The organism is Yinghuangia sp. ASG 101 (genome assembly GCF_021165735.1).
Taxonomy (GTDB): Bacteria; Actinomycetota; Actinomycetes; order Streptomycetales; family Streptomycetaceae; genus Yinghuangia.
In genome coordinates, this window is record NZ_CP088911.1 from 420,527 (window position 1) to 447,209 (window position 26,683).

Here is a 26,683-nt window from a genome sequence, read left to right on the forward strand (position 1 = left end):
CCCGCCGCCGCTTCGCCCCCACGCCGACGCGGTCTCGGCCCCGACGCCGCCGCCCGGCTCACGGCGGCCCCGACCGCGCGCGACCCCGTCGCCGCGGGCCGGTGGCGGGTCAGGACGCCGTCGAGCGACCGTTCGTGTGGCGGCTCGTGGATGTCGAGGAGAATGGCGTCATGACTGCACCGGAACGCCGAGGGTCCCGAAGCCCTCAGACACGCCAGTCGCTGCTCGACGTCACGGAGCGGCTGATGCTGAAGGAGGGGTATGCGGCTGTCGGCGTCAGGCGTGTCGCCCGTGAGGCCGGGGTCGCGCCGGCGCTGGTCCTCTACTACTTCCCGACGCTGGACGAGCTTTTCCTCGCCGTGCTGCGGCGCCGCGCGGACGGCGAGTTGGACCGGCACGAGAAGATCGCGAAGTCGCCGTACCCGCTGACCGCGCTGTGGGAGATGAACAGCAGGCCCGGCGCCGCGCTCCTGTCCGAGTTCATGGCACTGGCCAACCACAGCGAGGCCTTCCGCGCGGAACTCGTCGCCCGCGCGGAGCGCTACCGGTACGCGCAGTTGGAGTCGCTGCGGGGGATGATCGCCGAGGGCAACCTCGACATCGGCGACGCGCCGCCCATGGCGATCGTGGTGCTGACGACGGCGATCTCCCGCGTGCTGGTCAACGAACGAAGCCTCGGTCTGACGGCCGGCCACGACGAGACCATGGCGTACGTCGAGTCCTTGTTGCGCCGGTACGACGGTCCGAACGTCGGCGCGCGTGGAGAAGACAGGCCGGACGGGGAGCCGGCGGACGACGCGTGACGAACCACCGGGACGGCACGGCGAGTTGCCCGAGGGCCCGGCGAGGCGCCCTGCCCGTGCCGGGACTTCGCCGCTACGTTGGAGTCCGGCGCGGCGCCGACGCCGGGGTCCGCGCGGCGGGTCGCCCGTGGGGCGGTCCGCCGGGAACCGCGGTGCCGCCGGTCGCGTCGACCATCACATGGGTGCAATTGCCATTTCCCGCCCGGGGAGGGTGATTTCACCTCGTCACAAGGGGGACGTCGAGCAGATGGCGGGGACGAGCGCACGGGCGTGGGCGTGGAGCGGGAGCGTCTCCTGCGCCGTGGTGTCGGCCGGTCTGATCATCGTGGCGGTGGTGGCCGACCTGGACGCGGCCGGACAGGTCGCGGGCATTCTCGGCGCGGTCCTGGCACTGGCCGCGTTCGTGTTCGGCCTGTACGCGTTCCGCGCGTCCGGGGCGGGCACGTCTTCGGCCTCGGCCGGCGACCGGTCGCGCGTGGTGGTGGAGGCGGTCGGCGAGCGCTCCGTCGCCGCCGGCCTCGGCATCGGTGTCGCGGTCACCGGCGACCGCGGCACCGTGCCCGCGGGGCCGGGCCCGACCACACCCCCGCCGACCCCGACCCCGGCCCCGCCCCCGACCCCGTCCTCGTCGGACGCCGCCGAGCCGCCCGCGGCCACCGCCCCGGCGACCGAGGTCCGGGCCACCGGCCCCCGCGGCGTCGCCGCCGGCGGGGACATCGGCACCGCGGCGACCGGCGACGACACCACCATCCGGCCGTGACGCCGCGATTCATCCGCCCCGACAACGCGCGGCACGACGGCAACGGCACGTCCCGCGACACCCGCAGCCACGCGGAGGAGCCGACCGCGCCCGGGGCGGCGAGCGCGCCCGATCACCACAACGACGGCGGCGTCCCGGCAGACGACCCGCCGGGCGACTCCGATGCCGACGCGGACGACGCGGCGGTCCCCCGGGGTGCTCCCCCGCCCCGGTCCGCCGAGCCCGACGACACGACCGGACGCCGCCACGACCACAACGACCCCACACCGACGACGGCAACCGGCGGCACTCCCACCCACCACACCACCCGGCCGGACAAACCCACCGGCCATCACGACAACAACGCGGGCCCCACCGACACCACCGCCACCCCGGACACCCCCGCCCACCACACCACCCGGCCAGGGCTTCCCGCAGCCGATCGCGACACCGTGCGGGACGGCGACGGCCTCCCCTCCCGCGGCCCGTCGGGCCGCGCCGACCCCGTCCCGGACGCTCCCGCGACCGCGGACACCCCCGGGCCCTCCCCGCTGGTCACCGCCGGCGAGCGCGGTGTCGCCGGGGCGGGGCGTATCGGTGTGGCGGTGACCGGTGATCGCAATCTCGTCGCGCCCCGCGCGCTGGTCGTCTCCGTGCGCGGTGGGCGCACTCCGGCGGACGACGGCGCGGCGGTCGCGCAGTCGCTCGGGCTGCTGGCCTCGGCGGTGGGTGCGGAGTGGCACCGCGAGTCGGGGCGCCGCGGTCTGTACCGGCCCGCCCCGCTGCCGGTTCCCCTGCGGGTGACCTCCGGGCCGCTCGCCGAGGCCGGGCGCGCGGATACGGTCACCACCTCCGCGGAGCTGTTGCGGGCGACCCCGAACGGGCGCCTGGTGGTCACCGGTCCGCGCGGGGCCGGCAAGACGACGTGCGCGATGCTGCTGGTGGACGCGCTGCTGCGCGAGCCCGTACCGGGTGAACCCGTCCCGGTGCTGCTGTCGCTGTCGTCCTGGGACCCGGAGCACGAGGACGTGCGCGCGTGGATCGCGCGCCGGATCGCCGACGACTATGCGGGGGCGCTCGCCGAGTTCGTGTCGGCCGACGCTCTCGTCTCGGGGCGCCACCTCCTGCCCGTTCTCGACGGGTTGGAGGAGATCGCGGCGGACAAGCGGGTGTTGGCCCTCCGCCGGGTCGGGGAGGCGTTCGACAGCCGCGATCCGCTGGTGCTCACCTGTACGACCCCCGAGTTCGACACGGTGCTGGCGGACGGCGGTGTGCCGCCGGCCGGAGCGTCGGTCGTAGCGCTGGGCGACACCCCGCTCGGCGACGTCGCCGCCTACCTGCGGCCCGAGTTCGGCGGCAACGCGTGGGACGACGTCCTGCCCCTGCTGGCCGAACGCCCGGGCATGCGGCGCCTCGTCGGCCACCCGCTCACGGTGGCGCTGCTACGCACGCGCTACGAACTCCCCGACCGCGACCCCCGGGAGCTTTTGGACGTACGGGAGTTCCCCGACGCGGAGGCCGTCGAGAGCCGGTTGCTCGACGACGTCGTCCCGGCCGCGTTCACCCCGCGCCCGGCCGATGCCCGGTCGACGAGCCGCCCGCTCCGGCGCTGGCCCGTGCCGCTGGCGGAGCGGTGGCTGCGGCAGTTGGCACCGCGTGCCGGCAACGGCCAGTTGCGGTGGTGGGAGTTCTCCGAGCCCGTGCTGCGGCGAAGTCCTCGGCCGGCGCTGCTCGGTGCGCTGCTGGCGGTGGTCTGGTTCGCGGTGGCGATGGCGCTGGTGCACACGGTGGGCGGGCGCCCGGTCGATGCCGGCGTGATCGTGGAAGTGTCGCTGATGGCGGGTGCGGTCGCGCTGGTTTTCGCGGCGTCGTTCGGTGACGCCCCGGCGGCGCCGCGCCCGTTCTGGCAGCGCATCGAACGCGTTCCCGGGCGCGTCCGGCGGGCCCGCCGGATGGTCTTCCTGTTCGTGCGCCACATGGTGGTCGGTCTGGTCGGCGTCTGCGGGGCCGTCGTGGTCGTCGGGTTCGCCCTCCAGGCGTACAACGGGATGGTGACCACGCCCGAGGAGTGCGCGCAAATAGCCCGGGTGAACCACACGGACCACTGCCTGGTGCCGAATCCGGTGCAGGGCGTCAACGCCGGTTGGGCCGGTCCGACCCCGGGCGAGGCGCAGGAAGTGCGGCCGGACGAACTCAACGACCACCACCTGGACTGGCAGGCGTTCCTGGACGCGGTCCCCACCCTGATCGCCGTCGGCCTGGTCGCGGTGTTCCTGCTCTTCGTCTACGGGCTCCTCGCCCCGGCGCCCGGCGGTGCCGCGTTCCCGACACCGCGGTCCTCGCTCGCCGGGGCGCGTCGGCGGCTGCTGGGCGCGCTGGCGTTCCAGTGCCTGGGCCTTGCGGTGGCGGCGGTCGTCCTGGCGTCCCTCGTCCGGCCCTCGCGCACCACCGCCTGCCTGGGGGCGCTGGTCATCGCGACCGTGGTGCCGTGGACCATGTCGCGGTCGGCGTGGGGCCGCTACCACGTGGCCCATTGGGCTCTCGCGCTGCGCGGACGCGTCCCGTGGCGTCTGATGGCCTTCTGCGAGGACGCCCACCGCCTCGAGGTGCTGCGCCAGGCGGGCTCCGCCTACGAGTTCCGCCACGAGGCGCTCCGCGGGCACCTCCTTCGGAAGCCGGAGGACGGCGCGCCGTCACGGGCGGGGTGACGCGGCCGAGGGGTGCGGTGCGGCGAAGAACCGGGCGTACGTCCCGGGGTGTTCGAGGAGTTCGTCGTGGGTTCCGGTCTCGGTGACGCGGCCGTCGTCCAGGACGAGGACGCGGTCGGCGGCGCGCACGGTGTCGGGGCGGTGGCTGACGACGAGGACGCTGTGGTCGGCGGACAGGTGGCGCAGCAGGGCGACGAGGTCTGATTCCGAGGCGGAGTCGAGGGCCGCGGTGGGTTCGTCGAGGATCAGGATCGGGGTGTCGGCGAGGAGCGCTCGGGCGAGGGCGACGCGTTGGCGCTGGCCGCCGGAGAGGGTGGCGCCGCCTTCGCCGACGGGGGTGTCCCAGCCCTGCGGGAGGCTCGCGGCGACGTCGGCGAGTCCGGCGGACTCGGCGGCGCGGTGGGCGCGTTCGCGGTCGGCGGCCGGGTCGCCGACGCGGATGTTGTCCATGAGGGTGCCCTCGAAGAGGTAGGCGTCGTGGAACACCGTGGAGACCGTCGCGCGGAGTGTGGGCGCGGCGATGTCGCGCACGTCCGTGCCGCCGATGAGGACGCGCCCGGCGTCGGCGTCCCAGAAGCGGGCGAGCAGGCGCGTGAGTGTCGTCTTGCCGGCGCCCGACGGGCCGACGAGGGCGGTGAGGCCGTGCGCGGGCAGGCGGAGCGAGACGCCGCGCAGGACGTCGCGGTCGCCGTACGCGAAGTGCACGTTCTCGAACTCGACGGTGGTGTCGGCGGGTTCGTGGGGGCGCGCGGGTTCGGGCAGGGGGTCGGTGGCGAGGACGGCGGTGAGCCGCGCGAGCGCGTTGGCGGCGGGGCGCACGCTCGCGCCGAGGTCGCCGGCGGCCTGGACGGCTTCCGCGAGGCGCGCGGTCAGCACCACGAGGGCGAGGCACAGGGGCGCGTCGATGTCGCCGCCGATCAGGAGGGCCGCGCAGGTGATCAGGGCGGCGGTGAACAGCGCGCGCACGGTGAACGCGAAGGCGACCAGGCCGGGGACGCCGCGGTTGATCATGCGGCGGTCCGCGCGGGCCTCGGCGGTGAGGGCGTCGTCGAGGGCGCGGTGGCCTTCCGCGGTGCGCCCGAACGCGCGCAACACCGGCTGGTTCTGGGCGTATTCGACGATGCGTGCGGCCGATTCGGCGATCACGCGGTCGCGGCCGAGGTCGAGGCGGCGCACGACGGCTCCGCTCGCGGCGTACGCGGCGGCGAGCGCGCCGAGCCCGAGTGTCAGGACCAGCGCGACGACCGGGTCGAAGAGCCACGTGGCGGCGACGATCGTCACCGGGGTGACGACGGCCGTGGACAGCGGCCGGATGAGGTGGGCGGGCACGTTCATGACCTGGATGACGTCGCGCCCGGCGAGGCGGCCGAGTTCGGCCGAGCGGGCGCGGGTGAACCAGCCGAGCGGGAGCGTCGCCACGTGGTCGGCGAGGCGTTGGTGCAGGGCGAGGGAGACGCGGGCGCCGGCGGTGAAGCCGAGCACGATCGCGGCGGCCTGGGCGACGGCGTACGCGGTCGCGGTGGCGCCGAACGCCCACAGCCAGGGTGCGGCGCCGCCGGGGTCCGGGCCCAGGAGGCGGCGCAGCACGGGGACGAGCAGGGCGAAGCACAGGCCCTGCAGGACGGCCGCGGCGAGCGCGGCGGCGACGAGGGTGCGCAGCGGGCGTGTGTGGCGGGGGCCCAGGGCGGCGGCGAGGCGGCGCAGCAGCGTGGTCACGCGGGCTCCTTGGGGTGGGTCGTCGCGGGGGTGTCCCGGCGTCGGGTTCCTCGGGCGTTCCAGAGGGCCGCATAGGGGCCGTCGGCGCCGACGAGGGTGTCGTGTCGGCCGCGTTCGACCACCCGGCCGGTGTCGAGAACGACGATCTGGTCGGCGTCGCGGACGTTCTCCAGGCGGTGGGCGATCGTCAGGACCGTGCGTCCGGCGGTGAGTTCGGCGAGGGCCGCGTGGATGTCGGCTTCCGCCTCGGGGTCGGCGAACGCCGTCGCCTCGTCGAGGACGAGCAGCGGGGTGTCGGCAAGCAGCGCGCGGGCGATCGAGAGGCGTTGGGTTTCGCCGCCGGAGAATTCGACGTCTTCGCCGACGATCGCGTCGTAGCCGGTGGGGAGTTCGCGGATGCGGTCGTCGATGCGCGCGGCGCGGGCGGCGCGGTGGACGTCCGCCAAGGGGGCGTCGGGGCGGGCGAGGCGGATGTTGTCGGCCACGGACATGCGCAGCAGGCGGGGCTCCTGGAGGACGAAACCGACGGTGCGGTAGAGGACTTCGGGGGTGATGTCGCGCAGGTCGGTGCCGCCGACGGTCACGGTTCCGGTGTCCGGGTCGTGGAAGCGCGGCAGCAGGGCCGCGAGTGTGGACTTGCCGGAGCCGGAGCGGCCGACCAGTGCCGTGCGGGTCCCCGGTGTCAGGGCGAGCGTCACGTCGTGGAGCACCGGGTGGCCGGGCTCGTACGCGAAGTGGACGCCGTCGAACCGTACGTCGTGGCCGTGGGGGACGCGCGGCGCGGACGGGAGGGGTGGGGTCGGTTCGTCGAGCAGGGCGACGACGCGGGCCGCGGCGGCGCGCCCGGCCTGGACCTGTTGGAGCCGGGTGCCGACGGCCGCGACGGGGGTCGCGGGCAGGGGGGCCGCGATCGCGAAGGCCACCAGGTCGGCGGGCGGCAGGGCTCCGCCGATGACCATGGCACCGCCGCAGCAGACGGCGGCGGCGACGATCAGCGGCGGGGAGACGACGAGGAACGCGGCCGTGGTGACGCCGAGGGTCTGTCCGGACCAGGCGCGGAAGAAGACCGAGAAGTCGTCGGCGGCGCGGACGAAGCGCCCGTGGGCGGTTCCGGTGCTGCCGAAGGACTTGACGACGCGGATGCCGTCGGCGAACGCGACGGCGGACGCGGCGAGTTCCTGCTGCGCGTGGTGGAACCGGGCCATCTTCTCCCCCGCTCCGGACATCGCGCGCCGGAACAGCACGGCACCCGCGACCGCGGGGAGGACCGCGACGGCGGTCAGGCGCGCGTCGACGGTCAGCAGGTAGACCAGGGCGGCTGTCGGGACGACGGCGAGGGACACCACGTCGAGGAGGGTGTGGGCGACGAGGTGGTGCAGGGCGTGGACGTCGTCGTGGACGGCGACGGAGATCCGGCCGGTGCCGCGCTCGGTGACCCGTCCGAGGGGGAGGCGGCCGAGGTGAGCCACCAGCGCGCGGCGCAGGCCCGTCTGCATGCGGGTGTCGGCGTGGTGGGCGACGACGCCCGCGGTGTACGCGGCGGCGAGCGCGAGCAGCGCGGCGCCGGCCGCGACCAGGACGGGCGGCCAGACGCGCCCGGCGGTGGCCGGGGCGTCGCCCGCGAGGTCGCGGGCGAGTTCCGCGACCGCGACGACGGGGACGACGCCGGCGAGGGCGGCGACCGCCTGGAGCGCGGCGGCCAGGGCCAGTCGTCCGCGGACGGGTCGGGTGACGCGGGCGAGCGGGCCGTCGGGTCGGGGGGTCCGGGTCATGCGTACACCACCCCCAGGCGCGGTACGTGGTGTCCGCCCACCCGGCGGAACTGCCGGACGGGGCGGCCGGATTCGCGGGCGAGGGTGTCGGCGTCGTGGACGTGCCAGTCGTAGCCGTCGGTGACCTCGCGCAGCACGCGGCCGTCGCGCAGGACCTTCCATGTGGTGGTGAACCGCGTGACGGCGGGTCCGGCGGGCTCGGCGGCGATCCACCATTCGTAGTCCTGGCGGCCGATGCGTTCGCGCAGCGACAATGTCGCGGGCATGGGCCGGGGTGCGGCGGTGCCCATGAGTTCGACGGCGACGGGGGCACCGGACGGCATGCGTTCGGTCAACCGCCGCCACATTCGGACGCGTTCGGCCGGGAGCAGGTGTCCGGCGACCCCGAACACCACGGCGGCCGAGAGCCGTTCGGGCAGGGGGAGGTCGGGGGCGGCTCCCGCGACGATGGTCACGCGGCGGCGGAGGGCGGCGTCGCGGCCGATCCGCCAGCCGAGGACGGCGCGCATCGCGGCGGAGGGTTCCACGGCGATGATGTCGGCGTCCGGGACGGCGGCGGCGATGACTTCGGTGACGCGGCCGGTTCCCGCGCCGACTTCGACGACGGGCCCGGCGGCGGGGTCGGCGTCCGCGAGTACCGCGCGCAACGCGGGGCCGCTGCCGGCGACTTGGCGGGCGGCCACCAGGTCGTAGAACTCGGCGGTGGAGGTGTAGAGATCGGTCATCCGGCGGTTCCAGGGGTTCCAGAGGTTCGAGGGGTTCGAGGGGTTCGAAGGGTTCGAGGGGTTCGAGGGGTTCGAGGGGTTCGAGCGGTTTCGAAGGGTGGGGGCAGGCGCGCGGTGAGCGCGACGGGCGCGGCCGGGGTGGGCGGCCGGACGGGCACGGGTCCGGGCCCGCGGTGATCGCGGGCCGTCCCGGCTGCGCCGATCGCGGCCCCGGCGTCGGTTCGCCGACCGTGGGCACGCCGCACATCACAGCCACCGGGCGGTTCGGGTGGCCCCGGGCCGCGGCCTCCTCCGGTCACGGCGTGCTGGGCCACGGCCCGGCGGCGGTCGTCGCCGTCGTACCGAGTGCGCCCGCCAGGGCCGCCACGACCTCCCGCCGGGCCGGGACGAGGTAGAAGTGGCCGCCGGGGAAGACCCGTACGCGGGCGCGGTGTGTGGTCGACTCGGCCCACCCGGCCAGGTCCTCGGGGCCGACCTCGGGGTCCCGGTCCCCCGTGAACAGGTCGACGGGGCACGGCAGCGGGGCGCGGGCGGGGGGACGGTAGGTCTCGATGAGCCGGTAGTCTCCGCGCACTTGGCGCAGCACCGCGGCCCGGACGTCCGGGTCCGCGAGGAGTTCGCCCGGTGTGCCGCCGAGGCGGCCGAGTTCGTCGCCGAGGCCGGCGTCGTCGCGCAGGTGCACGTCGCCGGTCGGCGCCCGGTCCGGAGCGCGGCGTCCCGAGACGAACAGCCTTTGCGGCGGCGGGAGTCGGCGGTCGATGAGGGCGTGGGCCAGTTCCCACGCGACCGCGGACCCCATGCTGTGGCCGAACAGGGCGTAGGCGCGGTCGGTCAGCGGGGCGACGGCGTCGGCGAGGTGCGCGACGAGGGTGTCCATGTCGGTGATCAGCGGTTCGCCGTAGCGGTCCTCGCGGCCGGGGTACTGCGCCACGTGCAGTTCGGTCCCGGTCGGCATCAGGGGGTCCCACGCGCGGAACGCGCTCGCGCCGCCGCCGGCGTGGGGCAGGCAGATCAGCCGGATGCGGGCCTCCGGGCGCGGCGACCAGCAGCGCAGTCCGCGCCGCGTCACGGCGGGCGGTGTGGGGCGCGGGTTCACCACGTCACCGGCAGGGAGTCGAGGCCGAAGGTGGCGGACGCGTTGTTCATCGGCACTTCGTCCGCCGGGACGGCCGGCCGCAGCGTGGGGACGCGGCGCAGCAACGTCTCCAGGGCGACGGCGAGTTCGAGGCGGGCGAGGTGTTGGCCCACGCACACGTGGATGCCGTATCCGAACGCGAGGTGGTGCCGGGCGTCGCGGCGGAAGTCGACCTTTTCGGGGTCGGGGAACGCGGCCGGGTCGTGGTCGGCGGCGGCGAGCAGCGCGATGAACCCGTCCCCCTCGGGGATCACCGTCCCGCCGACGTCGAGGTCGCGGGCGGCGACGCGGAGCGGGATGGTGTCGGTGACAGACATGACGCGGAGCAGTTCGTCGACGGCGCCGTCCATGAGGTCGGGGTCGCCGGTGAGTTCGGCGCGCAGGTCGGGGCGCGTCAGGAGCAGCAGGGTGGCGAGGGAGATCATGGAGGTGGTCGTCTCGCGCCCGGCGATGACGGTGATGCCGATGGTGGAGAGCAGTTCCTGGCGGGTGACGCGGCCGGGCAGCAGGTGCTCGGTGACGAGCCGGGACAGCAGGTCGGTGCCGGGCTCCTTCTCGCGCAGCGTGATGAGGTCCGCGAGCAGTTGGAACAACCGGCCGAGGGCGGCGCCGACTTCGGCGGCGTTGCTGTTCCGGCCGCCGGAGACGCGGGTGATCTCGTGGAACAGCGCGATGTGTTCGTTCGGCAGGCCGATCAGTTCGCAAATGGTGGACGTGGACACGACGTTGGCGTACGCGGTGACCAGGTCGGCGCCGGGCGGGCCGGCGAGCATGGCGTCGAGTGCGGCGTCGGCGATGCCCTGCACGGCCGGACGCATCGCGCGGACGCGGCGGACGGTCAGCTCGGGGACCAACAGGCGGCGGTACTTGGTGTGTTCGGGGGGATCGGTGCGGATGAACGGTCGGCTGCGCGCGCCGGCCTCCTGCTCCCCGGCGCCCATCGCGGGGAAGTTCGGGTGCCGGATGTCCGAGCTGACGTCCGAACTGCCCAGCAGCGCGCGGACGTCGGCGTGGCGGGTGACGATCCACGCGGGCCGCCCGGTGGGCAGGACGACGCGGGTGGCCGGCTCGCGTGCGCGCAGCCGGGCGTAGTCGTCCGGCGGCGCGAAGGGGCAGGTGCGCGGCAGCGGGAAGGCGAGGGGGTCGGTCACGGGGTGTCCTCGGTGGTGGGTGTCGGCGGAGGGACGGCCGTGGGGCCGGGGGCGCGGCACAGCGCCAGCGGTGGTCCGCCGGGGCGGTGCGGCAGGGGTTCGGTGGGGAATCCGCTCTCGTGCGCGACGGCGTCGAACCCGAAGGGGAACCACCGGTGGCTGTCGCGGACCTCGCGGATCCGGGTGGTGCCGTGGTCGACGGTCCAGCGGCTGGTGAGGTGTGTGGCGTCGGCGTCCGGCCGGCCGGCGAACCACCAGGTGTAGGTGGCGTCGCCGATGCGGGCCCGGGCGAGCCGGGTTTCCGGGAGCGTGGTGGGGCGGTCGAGTGCCATCAGCTCGACGATGACCGGCGCCCCGGCGGGCAGGCGGCGGGCGAGGCGCCGCCACAGGCGCCTGCGGGCGTCGGCGTCGAGGTGGCCCAGGACGCCGCACAGCAGCACCGCCCCGAGGCGGTCGGGGAGTTCGAGGTCGGGGGCGTTGCCGTCGGTGACGGTGACGCGCTCGCGCAGCCCGGGGTCGGAGAGCACGCGGGCGGTGAGTGCGGCCCGCATGGCGGCGGCGGGTTCCGCCGCGACGATCTCCAGGCGCGGGTACGCCCGCGCGACCGCCTCGGTGAGCAGACCCGTCCCGGCGCCGAGGTCGAGGACGGGACCGGCGCCCGGGTCGGCGCCGGCGAGGGCCGCGACGACCGCGGGAACGGACGAGGAGGCGGTGTGGGGTCCGGCGACGAGGTCGAAGAACTCGGCGGAGGACTCGTAGGCGCGCACAGGGTGGTCGGGCGTGCGCGATGCGTGCTCTCCCCCCGACGCGTTCGCGCGTGGCGGCCCGGAGTCGGACGGGCACGGGCCCGTGCGCTCGTCCCACGACGCGCTTGCGCGCGGGGCCGCGGGCCCCACCGGCGCTCCTCCCTTCCGCGCCGCGCTTTCCCGTGCGGGCATGAGGTCGAGCGGGCTCGGGGGGTCCTGCCCCTCCCGCATTCCCGGCTCCCGCGACGCGCACGTCCGCGGAGCCGCGGCAGCGGGTGCGCGTGGGGCGGCGTGCGCCTCCTGTGTGCCTCGCTCCTCCTCCCCCGTCAGTGCCTCCGCTCCCAACGGCCGTGGCCGCGGCGGCCGTACGAGGGTGGGCGGTCCGAGCAGGCCGACCGTGCGCGACCAGATCCGACACACCGTCAGATCGAATTGCGCGGCCCGCAGCACATCCGTCCCGTCGGCCGCCGCCGCGCGCAGCGCGTCGAGGCCGACCGCGATCGCCTCGGGCCAGGCCCGGTCGAAGACGTCGTGGAAGGACGCGTGCGGCGCGGGGGCGAGGGTGGCCGCGGGGGCCAGGTCCAGGTGCCCGGTCGCGGGGCCGTGCAGGATGAAGCGGCCGTCGTCGTCGCGGTCCGCGTGCGGGCGCGGGTGCCACAGCACGGGTCCGTGGAGGTCCGCGAGGGTCAGGACGCCCCCGTCCGTCCCGAGCGTCACGCGCGGCCACAGCAGCGCGTGGTTGTCGCGGTCGGCCGGGTTCAGCTCGTGGTGCACGCGCACGGTCAGCGGTACTCCCGCGAGTTGCCCCTGCAGGACGCGGAACGGGTGCCCGGGCAGCGCGGGGAACGCCGTCACGTCCCACGGCCGCAGCCCGCCGAGCGCCGATCCGAGGACGGCGAGCGCGGGGTGCAGCAGGTGTACCGGGCCGACGAGGTCGGCGAACGTGACCTGCCGCCGGGCGCGGAGCCGTTCCGCGGCGGCCACGAAGCGTCGGACGGCCGCCAGGTGCGGGTATTGCGAGGCGACGCGGTACTGCACGCCGTGCTCGCGGGCGAGGCGCAGCGACGCGGTGAACTCGTCGAGATGCAGGGGGTGTTCCTGGAGGACGTGGATGCCGCGTGCCAGGAGCCGGGCGGCCAGTTCGGTACCGCCCCCGCCGGAGATCGCCGACCCGACGGCCACACACGCGATGTCGATGCCGTCGGGCAGCGTGTCGGGGTCGGTGTGGAACGGCACGCCGAGTTCGGCGGCCCAGGCGCGCCCGGCGGCGGAGCCGCGGGTGAGGACGCCGGCGAGTTCGTACGCCTCGGGCCGGGCAAGGATCGCCGCGGCGTGGAACCGGCCGAAGTTCGCGCCGCAGACCAGCACGCGCGCCCGCGTCACAGCTCCCCCTCGTCGAGTTCGTCGGCGTCGCCGCCGGTCATCGTGAACCGCTCGAACAGGCCCGGGATTTCGCGCAGTCGGCGGACGGTGTGCCCGGGGTCGAGCACGTCCGCCGCGAAGTGCACGCCGCTTGTGACCCCGCCGTGCGCGACGGCGTCGACGGCCAGCGCCGCGACGACTCCGGTGAGCCGGTAGCTGCTCGTTGTGCGCAGGGTGAGTGCGCGGCGGGCGGGGGCGCCGTCGCGGGCGCCGTCGACGGTGAACGCCATGGCGTACCAGGGGTGTCGTCCGGCGATGTCGAGGCGGGCCGCGCGCATCATGTCGGCCGCGAGGTCGGCCGCGGCGGCGTCCGGGGCCGCGAGGCGTCCGGGCAACCGGGCCAGGGCCAGCCGCACTTGCGGTCCGGGGTAGACGTTGAACCAGTCGACGTGCTCGGCGCCGAGGTGCCGGGCCAGGCGCTCGGTCTCGGTGCTGAGGAACGGGACGACGGCGACGCGTCCGGGGAAGCCGGCGACGGTGGCGTCCTCGGCGGGGCGCAGCGCGCCGGGGCGGGCCGCGCCGTCGCGCCAGGCGGCGTTGGGGCGTCCGAACGCGGCACCGTCCGCCCCGCCCGTGGTCAGCGACAGCATCATGTCGGCCGCGACCGTGGGGGTGCACTCCTCGATGCCGCCGCAGTGGGCGGTCAGCGCCGTGACCCGGTCCAGGTCGTGGGCGGCGTGTCGGGGCAGCAGCCCCGACAGGCCCGGCAGGGCGCCGGCCGACAGGACGACGCACCGGTCGCCTCCGGGTGATCCCAGCGCCTCGGCGACGGGGTCGTCGCCCGCGACGTCCACGTAGTGGGCGCCGGCCGCGAGTGCGGCCCGGGCCGCCTTCTCCTTGAGCACGTACGTGGGTCCGGCACAGTTGAGCACGATGTCGCATCCGGCCGTGAAGGCGCGCAGCGACGCGGGGTCGGTCACGTCGACGCGCATCGTGTCGAACGCGGCGTGCCGGGCGCCGAGTTCGCGCAGCGCGTCGCCGCCGCGCGCCCCGAGGCGCAGTCGGGCGGCCCCGGTCCGGCGCAGTTCCGCGACGGCTTCGCGGCCGACGGCTCCGGTCGCGCCGACGACGCCGACCAAGGGGGCGCGCGCGGGGGTCATCGGGTCACCTCCCCGCCGGTCAGGTCGTCGATCAGGCGCAGGACGGCGGGCGCGTGCTCGGTGGACAGGCACGAGAAGTGGTCGCCGGCGATGTCGACGATCCGCAGGTCGCCGAGCGCCAGGTCCTGCCAGTGCGCGGTGACGGCGTCGCGGCTTCCCGGGAACGGGTAGGCGCCGCTGTGCCGGAGGAACGTGATGTCCCCGGCGTAGGGTTCGGGCTGGTAGCGGGTGATGCCGAACACGCTCTGCCGGAACGTGCGGAACAGCCGGTCCATGTGGTCGGGTTCGTACGTTCCCGCCGCGGCCGGCACGACGTCGCACATGAGGCGGACGCGCTTCTCCGGGGCGATGCCCGCCAGCGTCCGGAAGCACGCGGCCACCGGCTCGTGGGGGCCGGTGAGTTCGGCGAGGCCGCCGGCGCGGAGCACGCCGGGGCTGTCCGCGAGGACCGCGTCGGCCGCGGCGGCGACGGCGTTCTCGTCGTCGGGGAATCCGAGGCGCGGCGGGTCGATGCCCATCATGACCGCGAACGAGTATTCGGCGAGCAGCCCGTCGTCGAGCCGGAAGCGCGGACTGTGGCTGGAGATCACCGTCAGCGTCGCCACGTCGTGTCCGGCTTCGCCGAGGCCGCGTGCGACCTCGGTGGCGATGAGGCCGCCGAGGCAGTAGCCGATCAGGTGGAACGACTTGGCCCCGGTGGCGGCCAGCGCACGCGCGTAGTCGGCCGCGATGGTCTCGATCAGGCGTTCGGGGGAGGCGCCGAGGAAGCCTTCCGGGTCGGGCACCTCCAGTCCCATCAGCGTGCCGCCGCCGCGCGAGCGGCGCCGGGCCTCGGTGATGAGCGACCGGTACGGCATCAGCGTTCCGGTCCCCGCGTGCACGAGGACGGTGACCGCGTCGGCGCCGGGTCGCGGGGGCGGGCCGTGCAGGTGGACGAGCGGGGACACCTCGGCGGCGGGCGACGCGTCGGCGGCGGTGTCGGCTCCGGCGGTGCGCAGGTACGCGGCGAGCCCGGCGACCGTGGGCCGCAGCAGCATCTCGCGCAGCACCGGCTCCCATTCCAGGTCGGCGCCGTTCGGGACGGTCTCGCGCAGCGATCCGACCATGCGGGCCACCAGCAGGGAGTCGCCGCCGAGGGCGAAGAAGTCGTCGTCGCGGCCGACCGTGCCCGCGTCCAGCAATTCGGCCCACAGGTCGGCGAGTTGCTGTTCGAAGGCGTCGGCGGGCGGGGCTCCCGCGCCGGTGGGCCGGGCCTCGTCGCGCGGGACCCGCGCGGCGAGGGCGGCCCGGTCGACCTTGCCGTTGCCGGTGAGCGGCAGCGCGTCCACGATGTGGCAGGTCGCCGGCACCATGTACTCCGGGAGCCGGGCGGCGGCGTGCCGCAGCACGGCGGGGGGCTCCACGCGGGCCCGGTCGGTCTTGAACCGCGCGAGGATCAGCTCTTGACCGGTCGCCGCGAGGGGATCGTCCGCGGACGGCCACGCACGGACTCCCGTGGCTCCGTGCCGGGTCAGTTCGTCCTGCCACTGCGGCCGGGTCAGGAAGGACTGGCCGGTCGTCGCACGGACGTCCGTCCATACGGCGGCGGTGAGTTCGAGGAATTCCAGCGACACCATGAGCGGCGGGTGCGCGTCCCTGGTGTTCTCCACGAGCACCACCAGGCCTCCGGGGGCCAGGAGTTCGCGGATCCGGGCGAGTGCGGCCCCGATGTCGGCCGTCGCGTGGAGGGTGTTGGCGCAGACCACGACGTCGAAGGTGTTCGGCGCCAGGCCTTGGGCGTCCGGGGCGCGGCCGGGGTCGAACTGCGCGTAGCGGACCCAGGGGTGGTCGGCGAACCGCTGCCGGGCCTCCGCGACGAAGAACGCCGAGGGGTCGGTGAACAGCAGGTCGACGCCGAATTCGGCGAGTGCGGGCACCAGCGCCTCGGTGGTGCCGCCGACGCCGCCGCCGATCTCCAGGACGCGCAGCCGCTCCTCCCCCGCGTGCCCGGCCGCGGCGGCGCGCACGGCGGCGGCGACGCCGGTCGTGAGGCGGCGGACGGCGAGGTTGTCGCGGTACGCGGAGGCGATCATGTCGGAGGTGGCGCCCGGGAACAGCAGGGCGCGCACGTCCAGCGATCCGTCGAGCAGGTCGGCGACCCGGTCGGCACACGTGCGCATGGTCGCCAGGAGTTCGCCGCCCCAGTCGACGCGGCGTTCCAGTTCTTCCGCGCGGGCCCACGCGGGGGCCAGGCCGTCGTGCTCGGCTCCGCGCAGGTCGCGCCACCGTCCGTCGGCCTCGTCGAGGCGGCCCGCCGAGGTCAGGGCGCGCAGCCACCGGGCCACGAGGCGCCGGTGTCGCGGTGTGGCGTCGAGGGCGGCGCAGACGGCGTCGAGGTCGTGGGCGGTGTCGTCGGCGAACAGGCCGGCGGAGGCGAGGGTGCGGGCCATGACGCGGAGCGCGACGTCGTCCAACTCGGTGAGGAATTCGGTGAGTCGGCGCCCGGTGTCGGGATCGGCCGGACGCGGGTCACCGGTTCCCGGCACGGCCCGGGAGTCCGCCGCGCGGCCGTCGGTGTTCGCCGCGTCCGGCGCTCGCGCGTCCCCGGCGCCACGCGCCGCGACCCGGTCGGCCGCGTCGCGCAGGGCGGCGTCGGCGGCTTCCGCCGCCGGGTCCGGGCGCTCGTCCGGGGTCACGCGCGCGGGCTCGACGAACGCCGCGAGCCGCCGCGTCCCGCCGTCGTCGTCGACGACGACCGCGCACGCGCCGACCGCCGGGTGTCCGCCCAACGCCGCCTCCACTTCGGCGAGTTCGATGCGGTAGCCGCGGATCTTGACCTGGTTGTCGACGCGGCCCAGGAACTCCACCGTGCCGTCGGGCAGGAATCGGCCCATGTCCCCGGTGCGGTAGAGCCGTTCGCCGGTCAGCGGGTGTCGTACGAACCGCTCGGCGGTGCGCTCCGCGTCGCCGAGGTAGCCGTCCGCGACGCCCTCGCCGGCGATGCACAGTTCCCCGGCGACCCAGTCCGGGCGCAGTCGGAGGTGGCTGTCGACGACGAGGATGTTCTGGTTGGCCAGGGGGCGGCCGTACGGGACGCTCGGGCGGCGCTCGTCGATGTCGTCGGCGGGGTGGAAGATCGACCAGATCGCGCCTTCCGTCGCGCCGCCGAGCGCGACGACCCGCATGTCCGGGATCAGGTGCCGTGCTTCGCGGGGCAGGGTGACGGGGACCCAGTCGCCGGAGAGCAGCGCGAGGCGGAGGGTGCGCAGCGCGGTGGCGTCGCGTCCGGCCCAGTCCAGGAGCATGCGCATCTGTCCGGGGACGGAGTTCCAGACGGTGACGCCTTCGTCGGCGATGAGCGCGGCCCAGTGCGACGGGTCGCCGCGGCGTTCGGCGCCGGGCAGGACGAGGGTCCCGCCGACGGCGAGGGGGCCGAAGATGTCGTACACCGACAGGTCGAAGCCGAGGCCGGCGACGCCGAGGACGCGGTCGTCCGGTCCGACGCGGAACCGGCGGTTGATGTCGGCGACGGTGTTGAGTGCCGCGCGGTGGCTGATGACGACGCCTTTGGGGGTGCCGGTGGATCCGGACGTGTAGATGACGTACGCGGGTGCCGACGGGTCGACGCCTCCGGGTGCGGCGAAGTCGCCGGGGACGGCGGCCGTGTCGTCCACCGGCACGGCGGCGACCGTGTCGGGCAGCGGGGCGGCCTCGGCCGTGTCGGCCGTGTCGGCCGTGTCGGCCGTGTCGGTGCGGGAGACGACGAGCCGCACGGCGGCGTCGGCGAGGATGGCGTCGCGGCGGGCGGGCGGTTGCGCGGTGTCGACGGGCAGGTAGGCGGCGCCGGCCAGGTGGACGGCGAGCACCGCGACGATCTGCTCCCAGCCCTTGTCGAGGTACACGCCGACGAGGTCGCCCGGCGCGGCCCCGGCGCGGACCAGCCGGGCGGCGAGGGCGGTCGCGCGCTCGCGGAGTTCGCCGTACGTCAGTTCGAGGTCGCGGGCGCGGACCGCGACCCGGTCCGGGGTGCGGTCGGCCTGCGCGAGTACGCCGTGGTGGAGCAGGCCGCCGGGGACCGGTGCGGAGGTGGCGCCGAACGCCTTGCGGGCCTGGCGCTGTCCGGCGGGCAGGGGCGGGTCGGCGGGGACGTCCCACACGGTGTCGGTGGTCGCGAGGGTGCGCACGAGCGCGGTGAAGGCGTCGAACGCGGCGTCGGGGAGGCCGGGTGCGAGGACTCCTTCGCGCACGTCCCAGGACAGGGCCAGGCGGTCGCCGCGGCGCATGACCTGGCAGTCGAGCCAGACCTGCGGGGTCTGGGTGAGGGCGTACACCACGTCGCCGGGAGTGTCGGCCGGGTCGTCGAGCGCGGTGGTGAACACGACCGGCATCAGGGCGCGGGCGCCGGTGCGGCGCGACAGTTCGGCGAGCACTTCGGTGCCGCCGAAGGCGCGGTGTTCGAGGTCTTCCCACAGGCGCTCGGTCAGCGCCCGGGTGCGCTCGGCGAACGGCAACTCCCGTGTGAGGTCGGCCTCCAACAGCGCGATGTCGGTGAACTCGCCGACGATACTGGCGTGTTCGTCGCCGGATGGGCGCGTGGAGACGGGCAGGTTCAGGGTGAAGCGCGGGGATCGGCTCCAGCGGCCGACGGTCTCGGCGTACGCGGCGAGCAGCACGCCGGACAGGGTGAGTCCGCGCTCGGCGGTGCGGGTGCGCAGCCCGGTGGCCTCGGCGGGGGTCAGCAGCGCCTCCAGGCGGCGGAACCGCGGCGGGTCGGCGGGCTCCGCGTCGGCCCACGGTTCGGCGAGCGGGAGTTCGGGCGCGGGGGGCAGCGTGGCGCAGCGCTCGGTCCAGTAGGCGCGGTCGCGTTCGTAGGCGTCCGTGCCCACGGCGGCGCGGCGGGCGAGGACGTGGTCGCGGAACGTCGCGGCGGGCGGGGCCGGCAGCGTGCCCGGGGCGGTGGCCTCGGTGTGGAGTTCGGTCAGCAGGTGCCGCAGGCTCTGGTGGTCCACGGTCAGCAGGTCGACGGACACGTGCAGGATGTCGCCGTCGTCGGTGCGGGTGAGGTGCGCGAGGTGCGGCGGCCCGGACGCGTCGCCGGGCCGCTGGGCCAGGCGGGCGCGCGTCGCCTCGACCGAGGCCCGGGCGGCGTCGGCGCCCCGGCCGCGCACGTCGTCGGTGCCCAGGGGTGCGGGTGCGGCGTCGCGCGGGATCTCCTGGTAGCCGTCGGGGTGGACGGCCGCGTTCAGCATGGGGTGCCGGTCGTGCAGGGTGCGCCAGGCGGCGGCGAGCGCGTCGGCGTCCAGGCCGTCGTGGCGGACCTCCACGTAGGCGTGGCAGGCGAGTTCGCCGTACGGGAAGACGGTGCCTCGGCCGAGGAGGTACGCGGCCTGCAGGTCGGTGAGGGGGAACGGTTCGTGGCGCGCGCCGGGGTCGGCGGTGGGCGCGGACGGCGCCTGCGCGGCGAGGTGGGCGAGGATTTCGTCGCGGCGGGCGCGCAGGGCGGCGCGGCGTTCGTCGGTGAGGGCGCCGTGCGGGGCGCGGTAGCGCAGGGCTCCGTCCTGGGCCCAGACGGCGATGCCGTCCTTCTCCAACGCGGCCAGCAGTTCGGTGATGGTCACAGCGTCCCGCTCTCGTACTCGGTGGCGTCGGGGTCGTCGGGGTCGTCGGGGAGTTCGCGTCGCGGGTGGTCGGCGCCGCCCAGGCGTGCGGCGAGTGCGGCGACGGTGGGGGCGGCGAGGAAGTCGCGGGCGCGCACGGCGGTGGCGAAGCGGTGTTCGATCGTGGCGATGAAGCGGAGCGCGGCGAGGCTGTCGCCGCCCGCGGTGAAGAAGTTGTGGTGCCGGCCGGCGGGCGGGGTGCCGAGGTGGTCGGCCCACAGGGCGGCGATGGCCTGTTCGGTGGCGCCCGCGCAGGGCTCGCCGGCGTCGTCGGCCACGGGGCGTGCGGCGCCCGCGTGTCGGGCGAGTCGGGAGCGGTCGATCTTGCCGTTGGCGGTCAGCGGCAGGGTGTCGAGGGGCGTGATCGCGGTGGGCAGGGCGTACGGCGGCAGCCGGTCGGCGAGCCAGGCGGCGAGGTCGGGCGGCGGCCCGTCGGGCGCGGTGACGAACGCCACGAGCGAACCGGTCGCGTGGTGACCGGTTTTCACGACCGCCGCGCCCGCGATGCCGGGGTGGGCCTGGAGTGCGGCCTCGACCTCGCCGACTTCGACGCGGTTCCCGGCGATCTTGACCTGGTCGTCGGCGCGGCCCAGGAACTCCAGGGTCCCGTCGGGCTGGTAGCGGCCGAGGTCGCCGGTGCGGTACCAGCGCGTGCCGTCGTGGGTGACGAACCGCTCGGCGGTGCGGGCCGGGTCGCCCCGGTAGCCGAGGGCGACGCCCGCGCCGCCGATCCACAGTTCCCCGGGGACCAGGTCGGGGCAGTCGCGGCCGTCGGGGTCGACGACCCGGAAGCGCTGGTTGGCGAGCGGCAGTCCGTACGGGATCGACGTCCAGTGCGGCGGAACCGCGTGCACGGTCTGGGAGTTGGACCAGATCGCGGCCTCGGTGGCACCGCCCAGCGCGGTGAGGCGGCAGCGTCCGCCGGTCGCGGTGCGCAGCCTCCCGGGGAGGTCGAGGCCGATCCAGTCGCCGGAGACCAGGGCGACGCGCAGGCTCTCGGGGGCGGGGGTGTCGTCGGCGCGGCCGAGGAGCATGTCCAGGAGCACCGGGACGGAGTTCCAGAGCGTGACGCGGTGTTCGCGGACGAGTTGCCGCCAGCGGGCCGGCTCGCGGCGGTCGTCCTCGTCGGGGACGACGACGGCGCCGCCCGCGGCCAGGGGGCCGAAGACGTCGTACACCGACAGGTCGAAGTCGAGCGAGGACAGCGCGAGGACGCGGTCGTCCGGGCCGACGGCGTGGCGTGCGTTGACGTCGGCGATCGTGTTCCAGGCCGCGGCGTGGCTCACTTCCACGCCCTTGGGCTCGCCGGTCGATCCGGAGGTGAAGATCACGTACGCGGGCTCGGCCGGGTCGGTCCGGTCCGGGGCCGCGAGGGGCGGCGCGGTGTCCGCCTCCGCGAGGACCGCGGCGTCCACCACCGTGCGGGCGCGGGCGGCCTGGAGGATGCGCGCGCGGCGCAGCGGGGGCTGGTCGAGGCCGAGCGGCACGTACGTCGCGCCGGCGGCCAGGACGCCGAGGACGGCGGCGATCTGGTCCGGGCCCTTGGGCAGGCGGACGGCGACGGTGGCCCCGGGGCCCTCGCCGCGTGCGCGGAGGAACGTCGCGACGCGCAGGGCGCGTTCGGCGAGGCGGCCGTACGACGTGGTGGTGCCGTCCGCGCCGATGAGGGCTGTCCGGTCGGGGTGTTCGCGGGCCCGGTCGAAGAACGCGGCGTGCAGCGGACGGGGTTCGATGGGTGACGCGGTGTCGTTGGCGCGCCGCCTCGTCGCGACGCTCGCGGGCGGGCGCAGGTCGGGGACGGCGGTGTCGAGGCCGAACTCCGCGACGTGGTCGAGCAGTCGGCGGTACGCGTCGGCCATCGCGTCCAGGACGCCGGGCGCGAACAGCTCGTCGACCGCGTCCCACACGACGCGCAGTCCGCCGTGCTCGACGGTGACCTGGTTGTCCAGGCACACCTGCGGCGACTGCGACACCCCGAACACCCGTGTGGGGAAGTCCGGGTGGAGATCGAGGGAGACCTCGTCGCCGCCGGTGAGGCCGCCGACGCCGAGGGCGCTGGTGAACACGACCGGGGAGACGGTGCCGCCGCCGAAGCGCCGGGCGGCCTCGCGCAGGAGCCGGGCGACGGGCGCGTCGCGGTGGTCGAGGTCGTCCGCCTGGCGGCGCTGCAGTGCGGTGACGGCGTCCGCGAGGGTGCCGTCCGCGCGGTGGTAGGCCACCGGTGCGAGGGCGGTGAAGTCGCCCAGGACGCGGCCGATGTGCGGGTGGGCCTCGCGCCGGTCGAAGAGCGTCTGGGTGACGGTGACGGCCCGGGTGCCGCTCCACGCGGCGAGGACTTCGCCGTACAGCGCGAGCAGCAGCGCGGAGGGGGTGACCCGGTGGCGTCGGGCAACGGTGCGCAGGGCGTCCCATCGCGCGGGCGGGAGGACGAACGTCCTCCGGGTGAACCGGGGTTGCTCGATGTCGGTGACGGGTGCGCCGGCGGGGAGCGCGGGCGGGGGCGGCAGTTCGGCGATCCGCGCCGACCAGTGCTCCCACGACCGGCGTTCGTCCTCGGGGGTCGGCCGTATCTGGGTGACGTAGTCGCGGAACGTGGCGTCGAGGGGCGGGAGGGGCGCGTCGATGTCCCGGTAGAGCCGGTCGAGTTCGGCGTACAGCGTCATGATCGACAGTGCGTCGAGCCCGAGGTAGTCCAGGCCGATCGCGACGCGGGTGCGCGTGCCGCCGTCGGCATCCGGGTAGCGGACCGCCCGGCATACGAACGGCGGTGCGAGCGCGGGGTCGTGGATGCGGTGCGAGGTGTCGGCGCGTAGCGCGGCGAGCGCGGCCTCGGCCCCGGCGGCGTCGGTCTCGGTGACGTCGACGGCGACGTGCGGGGGTTCGTCGAGCACGCGTTGGGTGCCGTCGGGGAGGACGACGCAGCGCAGCATGTCGTGCCGGGCGACGAGTGCGCGCAACGCCCGTTCGAGGCGCGGCAGGTGCACGTCGGTGTCGTCGAACTCGGTGTAGTGCCATGTTCCGACGCCGCCGAGGGGGAACGCCGGGTCCCGGCCGCTGAGGTACGCCGTCTGCACGTCCGTGAGCGGGAACGGCTCGTGGCGCCGTTCGGGGCGCGGGACGAGGGCCGGTGTCGCGTCCGTCGTCGCCGCGGCGGTGCTCCGGCCGAGCCGGGCGGCGAAGTCCGCCAGCCTGGGGGCGGCGAACACCGCGGCGACGCGGGCGCCGCTCAGCCCCTCGGCGCGCAGCCGCGCGGCCATGCGCGTGGCGACGAGCGAGTCTCCGCCGAGTTCGAAGAAGGTGTCGTCGCGGCCGACGGACGCGCTGCCGAGCAGTTCGCCCCACACCTTGGCGACGAGGCTTTCCACCTCGCCGCGCGGCGGGGTACCCGGCAGCTCCCGCGCGTGCTGGGCGCCGGCGAGGCGGTCGGCGACGGCCCGGCGGTCGAGTTTGCCGTTGGCCGTGACCGGGATGGCGTCCCACACGTGGACGTGGGCGGGCAGCATGAAGGCGGGCAGGCGCTGGGCGGCCCAGTCGGTGACCTCGGACGGGTCCAGGGCCGCGCCCCGGTGCGTCGACAGCGCGACCGCGAGGCGGCGTGCGGGCTGTTCGAGGACCGCCGCGACGGCGTGCAGGACGGCCGGGTGGCTGTCGAACGCGGCCTCGACCTCGCCGAGTTCGATGCGGTGGCCGCGGATCTTGACCTGGTGGTCGGCGCGGCCGAGGAATTCCAGGACGCCGTCGGATCCGTAGCGGGCGAGGTCGCCGCTGCGGTACCAGCGCACGCCGTCGTGGTCGACGAATCTCTCGCGGGTGCGCGCGGGATCGCCGCGATAGCCGTCCGCGACACCGGCGCCGCCGACCCACAGCTCGCCGGGAACGTGGTCGGGCCGGTCGCGTCCGCGCGGGTCGACGACGCGCGCCCGGGTGCCGGGCAGCGGCGCGCCGTACGGAATCGACCGCCACGCCGGGTCGACGGTGTCGACGTCGAAGACGGTCGCGTGGATCGCGGCCTCCGTCATGCCGCCGAGCACCGCGAAACCGCAGTCCGGTACGAACTTCCGCAGGCGTTCCGGCTGTTCGAGCCCGGCCCAGTCGCCGCCGAGCATGACCAGGCGCGGCGTCCCGCCGAGGCCGTCGTCGCCGGCGGCGTCGAGGAGCATGTCCAGCAGCGCGGGCACGCAGGACAGGATCGTGACCCGGTGCCGGCGGATCAGCGCGGCCCAGTGCGCGGCGTCGCGGCGGTGGGCCTCGTCGACGGCGACGACGCAGCCGCCCACCGACCAGAAGGCGAACATGTCGTACGCGGACAGGTCGAAGTCCAGGGCGGACAGTGCCAGGGTGCGGTCGTCGGGGCCGATGGCGTACCGGTCGCCGACCGCGTCCACGGTGTTGGCGACGGCGCGGTGGGGTACGTCGACGCCCTTGGGGACGCCGGTCGAGCCCGAGGTGAAGATGACGTACGCGGTGTCGTCCGGCGAGCCCGGGACGACGCGGGCGGGCTCGTGGGCGTCGAGGCCGGGGGAGCCGTCGAAGCCGTCGAAGCCGTCGAAGCCGTCGACCACCACGGTGGTGAGGCCCGGGATTTCGTCACTCAAGGGGGCGTGCTCGGCATCCGTCAGCACCACCGCCGCGCCGGCCGTGTCGAGCATCGCGCGGCGTCGGCGCGGGGGTTGGTCGATGCCGACGGGAGCGTAGGCGGCGCCGGCCGCGAGAACGGCGAGGACGGCGACGGCCTGCGCGCCGCCCTTGGGAAGCGTCACCGCGACGGTGTCCCGGGGCCGGACGCCGCGCGCTGCCAGGGCGGCGGCGAGGCGGCGCGCGCGGTCGGCCAGTGCGGCGTACGTGAGTTCGGTGCCGTCCTCGTGGATCAGCGCGATCCGGTCGGGGTGCGTGGCGGCGTTGTCGAAGAAGCGTCCGTGCAGTGTGCGCGGGGCCGCGACAGGGGCGACGACGCCCGGGCGCACGGCGCGTTGCGCGGCCGGGGTGAGGTCGCCGACGGGGGTGTGCCAGGCGGCGTCGTGCCAGGTGACGCGGTCGACCAGGTCGCGGTAGGCCGCGAAGGCGGCTTCCGGCAGGCCGGGCGGGAACATGCCCGCGCGGACGTCCCAGTTGAGGAGCAGGCCACCGTCGAGTTCGGTGATCTGGGCGTCCAGCCACACCTGGGGGCCCTGCGAGATGATCCACACGGGTGCGCCGAACGTCTCCCGCACGGCGGCGTCGAAGACCTCGCCGAGGCCGACGGCACTGGTGTGCACGACCGGCGCGAGGACCGGCCGGCCCTGTGCGCGGGAGAGGTCGCGCAGCACGTCGACGCCCCCGTACGCCCCGTGCGCGACGGCGGCACGCAGGTCGCCCTGGACGCGCTTGGCCCGTGCGGAGAACGGAAGTTCGTCGGCGGTGTCGACCGCGAGGAGCACGGAGCCGCTGAAGTCGCCGACCATGTCCGCGACATCAGGATGCAGCGGCTGGCGGTCGAACAGCGGGACGTTGAGGGTGAACCTCGGCTCGGCGCTCCACACGCCCATGACCTCGGCGAAGACGGTGGTCAGCGCGGCGGGCACGGTGACGCCGAACCGGCGGCATCGGGCGGTGAGTTCGGCCTTTGCCTCGGGGTCGAGGCGGTGATGCAGGCGGATCGTGCGGTTGCGTGCGGTGTCGGCGGCGTCGATCGGGGCGAGTTCGTCGACGAGCGTGGGCAGGCGTGGGGGCGGCGGGAGTTCGGGCAGCCGCTCGGTCCACCAGCTCGCGGCCTGCTCGCGGTCGGCGGCGCGGGCGGGCTCGTGGGCGGCGAGGTAGTCGGCGTATGTCCAGGTGGGATCGGCGGACTCGGCGGACTCGGCGGGGTCGGCGGGGTCGGCGGACTCGGACGTCGCGCCGAGGCCACCGGAGTCGGTGGATTCGGCAAGTGCGGCCTTGCCGCCAGGAACGACGGGCATGACGGACCCGGCGGACGCGGCGGACGCGGCCGACCTGCCAGGCACGGCCGACCCGGCAGGAACGACGGGCACGACCGACCCACCAGACGCCGCCGACCCGGCAAGTGCGGCGGGCCCGGTGGCTTCCGCGAGGGCCGCGACTCCGGCGCCGGCGTCGGCGTCGGCGTCGGCGTCGGCGTGGAATCGCGCGAGGTCGGCCAGCAGGATGCGCAGGCTGACCGCGTCCCCGGCGATCATGTCGAGGTCGACGTGCAGGCGGGTGCGTCCGCCCGGCAGCAGGCTCAGCCCCACGCGCAGCACCTCCCCGGCGGCGGGGTCCATGCGCTGGTGGGACCACGCGTGGCGGAGGGCTTCGAGGCGGGAGTCGACATCGTCCGCGGATGCGGCCCGGAGGTCGTGGACCACCAATTCCGTGTCCGCGGTCGGTGATTGGCGTTGCATGCCGTCCTCGTCGATGCGCACCCGCAGCATCCCGTGACGCCGCGTCAGGCGGGTGAGCGCGGCGCGAAGCCGCTCCGGGTCGAGCCCCGCACCGTCGAACTCGGTGTAGAAGTGGGCGCCGACCCCGCCGAGCGGCTGGCCGTCCTGGCGTCCGCTCCAGTACGCGTGCTGCATCGTCGCGAGCGGGAACGGCGCGTGGGGGTCGCGTGACCGGTGGCGCGCGGGCGACGGCTCGGGCGGCACGGGCGTCGTGGCGGCGGCAGAGGCGTCGCGCGCGGCGGCGCGTTCGTCGAGCAGCGCGTACCAGTCGGCGAGCGTCGCGCCCTCGACCAGGTCTTCGAACGTCACGGGGATGCCCGCACGCCGCCACCCGGCGGCCAGGCGCAGCAGGTGGAGCGAGTCCAGGCCCAGTGCGAACAGGTCGTCGTGCTCGGTGAGTTCGTCCGGGTCCAGGCCCAGGGCCCGGGCCACCGTGCGCCGCACGGCACCCGGCGCGCACTCAAGGCGCGCGTCGTTCATGGTCACCCCTTCGCCGAGGCAGGGCGCACGCGCGGCCGGAGCCGCCGCGAGAACCCTGATTGAAAATGATTTTCATATCCGGTATGAACATCCTAAGCACATCGAGCCGCTTCGCACCAGCCCGACCAAGGGCG

12 protein-coding genes are annotated in these 26,683 nt (G+C 75.6%); 3 read left to right on the top strand and 9 right to left on the bottom strand.

The features are described 5' to 3' along the window. The first annotated feature begins 170 nt into the window (after positions 1 to 170). From LO772_RS01820 to LO772_RS01830, 3 genes are all read left to right on the top strand, one after another. The gene (locus tag LO772_RS01820) at positions 171 to 803 is read left to right on the top strand and encodes a TetR/AcrR family transcriptional regulator (RefSeq protein ID WP_231776529.1); all 633 of its coding nucleotides are present in this window, start codon (positions 171 to 173) and stop codon (positions 801 to 803) included. Between the two features lie 247 nt (positions 804 to 1,050). Continuing rightward, positions 1,051 to 1,563: a hypothetical protein gene (locus tag LO772_RS01825; RefSeq protein WP_231776530.1), complete on the top strand. Its 513-nt coding sequence runs from the start codon at positions 1,051 to 1,053 to the stop codon at positions 1,561 to 1,563. Continuing rightward, a complete protein-coding gene (locus LO772_RS01830) occupies positions 1,560 to 4,250 on the top strand; it encodes a hypothetical protein (RefSeq protein ID WP_231776531.1) in 2,691 nt (896 codons plus the stop codon). Before LO772_RS01825 ends, LO772_RS01830 begins: the two co-directional genes overlap by 4 nt. On the opposite strand, the gene LO772_RS01835 is transcribed toward LO772_RS01830, so the two are convergent. The 9 genes from LO772_RS01835 to LO772_RS01880 form a co-directional block, all read right to left on the bottom strand. After that, positions 4,236 to 5,966, bottom strand: a complete 1,731-nt coding sequence (locus tag LO772_RS01835; RefSeq protein ID WP_231776532.1) for an ABC transporter ATP-binding protein — start codon at positions 5,964 to 5,966, stop codon at positions 4,236 to 4,238. The genes LO772_RS01830 and LO772_RS01835 overlap by 15 nt on opposite strands. Beyond that, on the bottom strand, positions 5,963 to 7,738 hold the full coding sequence (locus LO772_RS35740) for an ABC transporter ATP-binding protein (protein WP_269453148.1): 1,776 nt from the start codon (positions 7,736 to 7,738) through the stop codon (positions 5,963 to 5,965). Before LO772_RS35740 ends, LO772_RS01835 begins: the two co-directional genes overlap by 4 nt. Next, entirely contained in the window at positions 7,735 to 8,463 is a 729-nt protein-coding gene (locus LO772_RS01850; RefSeq protein WP_231776533.1) for a class I SAM-dependent methyltransferase, read from the bottom strand. The genes LO772_RS35740 and LO772_RS01850 overlap by 4 nt, the downstream gene beginning before the upstream one ends. Before the next feature lie 295 nt (positions 8,464 to 8,758). Then, on the bottom strand, positions 8,759 to 9,532 hold the full coding sequence (locus LO772_RS01855) for a thioesterase II family protein (RefSeq protein WP_231776534.1): 774 nt from the start codon (positions 9,530 to 9,532) through the stop codon (positions 8,759 to 8,761). Between the two features lie 23 nt (positions 9,533 to 9,555). Beyond that, positions 9,556 to 10,749, bottom strand: a complete 1,194-nt coding sequence (locus LO772_RS01860) for a cytochrome P450 (RefSeq protein ID WP_231776535.1) — start codon at positions 10,747 to 10,749, stop codon at positions 9,556 to 9,558. After that, a complete protein-coding gene (locus tag LO772_RS01865; RefSeq protein WP_231776536.1) occupies positions 10,746 to 12,878 on the bottom strand; it encodes a Gfo/Idh/MocA family oxidoreductase in 2,133 nt (710 codons plus the stop codon). Before LO772_RS01865 ends, LO772_RS01860 begins: the two co-directional genes overlap by 4 nt. Beyond that, a complete protein-coding gene (locus LO772_RS01870; protein ID WP_231776537.1) occupies positions 12,875 to 14,017 on the bottom strand; it encodes a saccharopine dehydrogenase NADP-binding domain-containing protein in 1,143 nt (380 codons plus the stop codon). The genes LO772_RS01865 and LO772_RS01870 overlap by 4 nt, the downstream gene beginning before the upstream one ends. Continuing rightward, the gene (locus tag LO772_RS01875) at positions 14,014 to 19,614 is read right to left on the bottom strand and encodes a non-ribosomal peptide synthetase (RefSeq protein ID WP_231776538.1); all 5,601 of its coding nucleotides are present in this window, start codon (positions 19,612 to 19,614) and stop codon (positions 14,014 to 14,016) included. Before LO772_RS01875 ends, LO772_RS01870 begins: the two co-directional genes overlap by 4 nt. Beyond that, on the bottom strand, positions 19,611 to 26,549 hold the full coding sequence (locus LO772_RS01880; protein ID WP_231776539.1) for a non-ribosomal peptide synthetase: 6,939 nt from the start codon (positions 26,547 to 26,549) through the stop codon (positions 19,611 to 19,613). The genes LO772_RS01875 and LO772_RS01880 overlap by 4 nt, the downstream gene beginning before the upstream one ends. Positions 26,550 to 26,683 lie beyond the last annotated feature (134 nt).

What these genes read in the sequence shown, in the direction of transcription:
- LO772_RS01850 (WP_231776533.1), bottom strand. Translation starts at nt 8,463, where the DNA reads ATGACCGATCTCTACACCTCCACCGCCGAGTTCTACGACCTGGTGGCC.
- LO772_RS01880 (WP_231776539.1), bottom strand. Translation starts at nt 26,549, where the DNA reads ATGAACGACGCGCGCCTTGAGTGCGCGCCGGGTGCCGTGCGGCGCACG.
- LO772_RS01820 (WP_231776529.1), top strand. Translation starts at nt 171, where the DNA reads ATGACTGCACCGGAACGCCGAGGGTCCCGAAGCCCTCAGACACGCCAG.
- LO772_RS01870 (WP_231776537.1), bottom strand. Translation starts at nt 14,017, where the DNA reads ATGACCCCCGCGCGCGCCCCCTTGGTCGGCGTCGTCGGCGCGACCGGA.
- LO772_RS01825 (WP_231776530.1), top strand. Translation starts at nt 1,051, where the DNA reads ATGGCGGGGACGAGCGCACGGGCGTGGGCGTGGAGCGGGAGCGTCTCC.
- LO772_RS35740 (WP_269453148.1), bottom strand. Translation starts at nt 7,738, where the DNA reads ATGACCCGGACCCCCCGACCCGACGGCCCGCTCGCCCGCGTCACCCGA.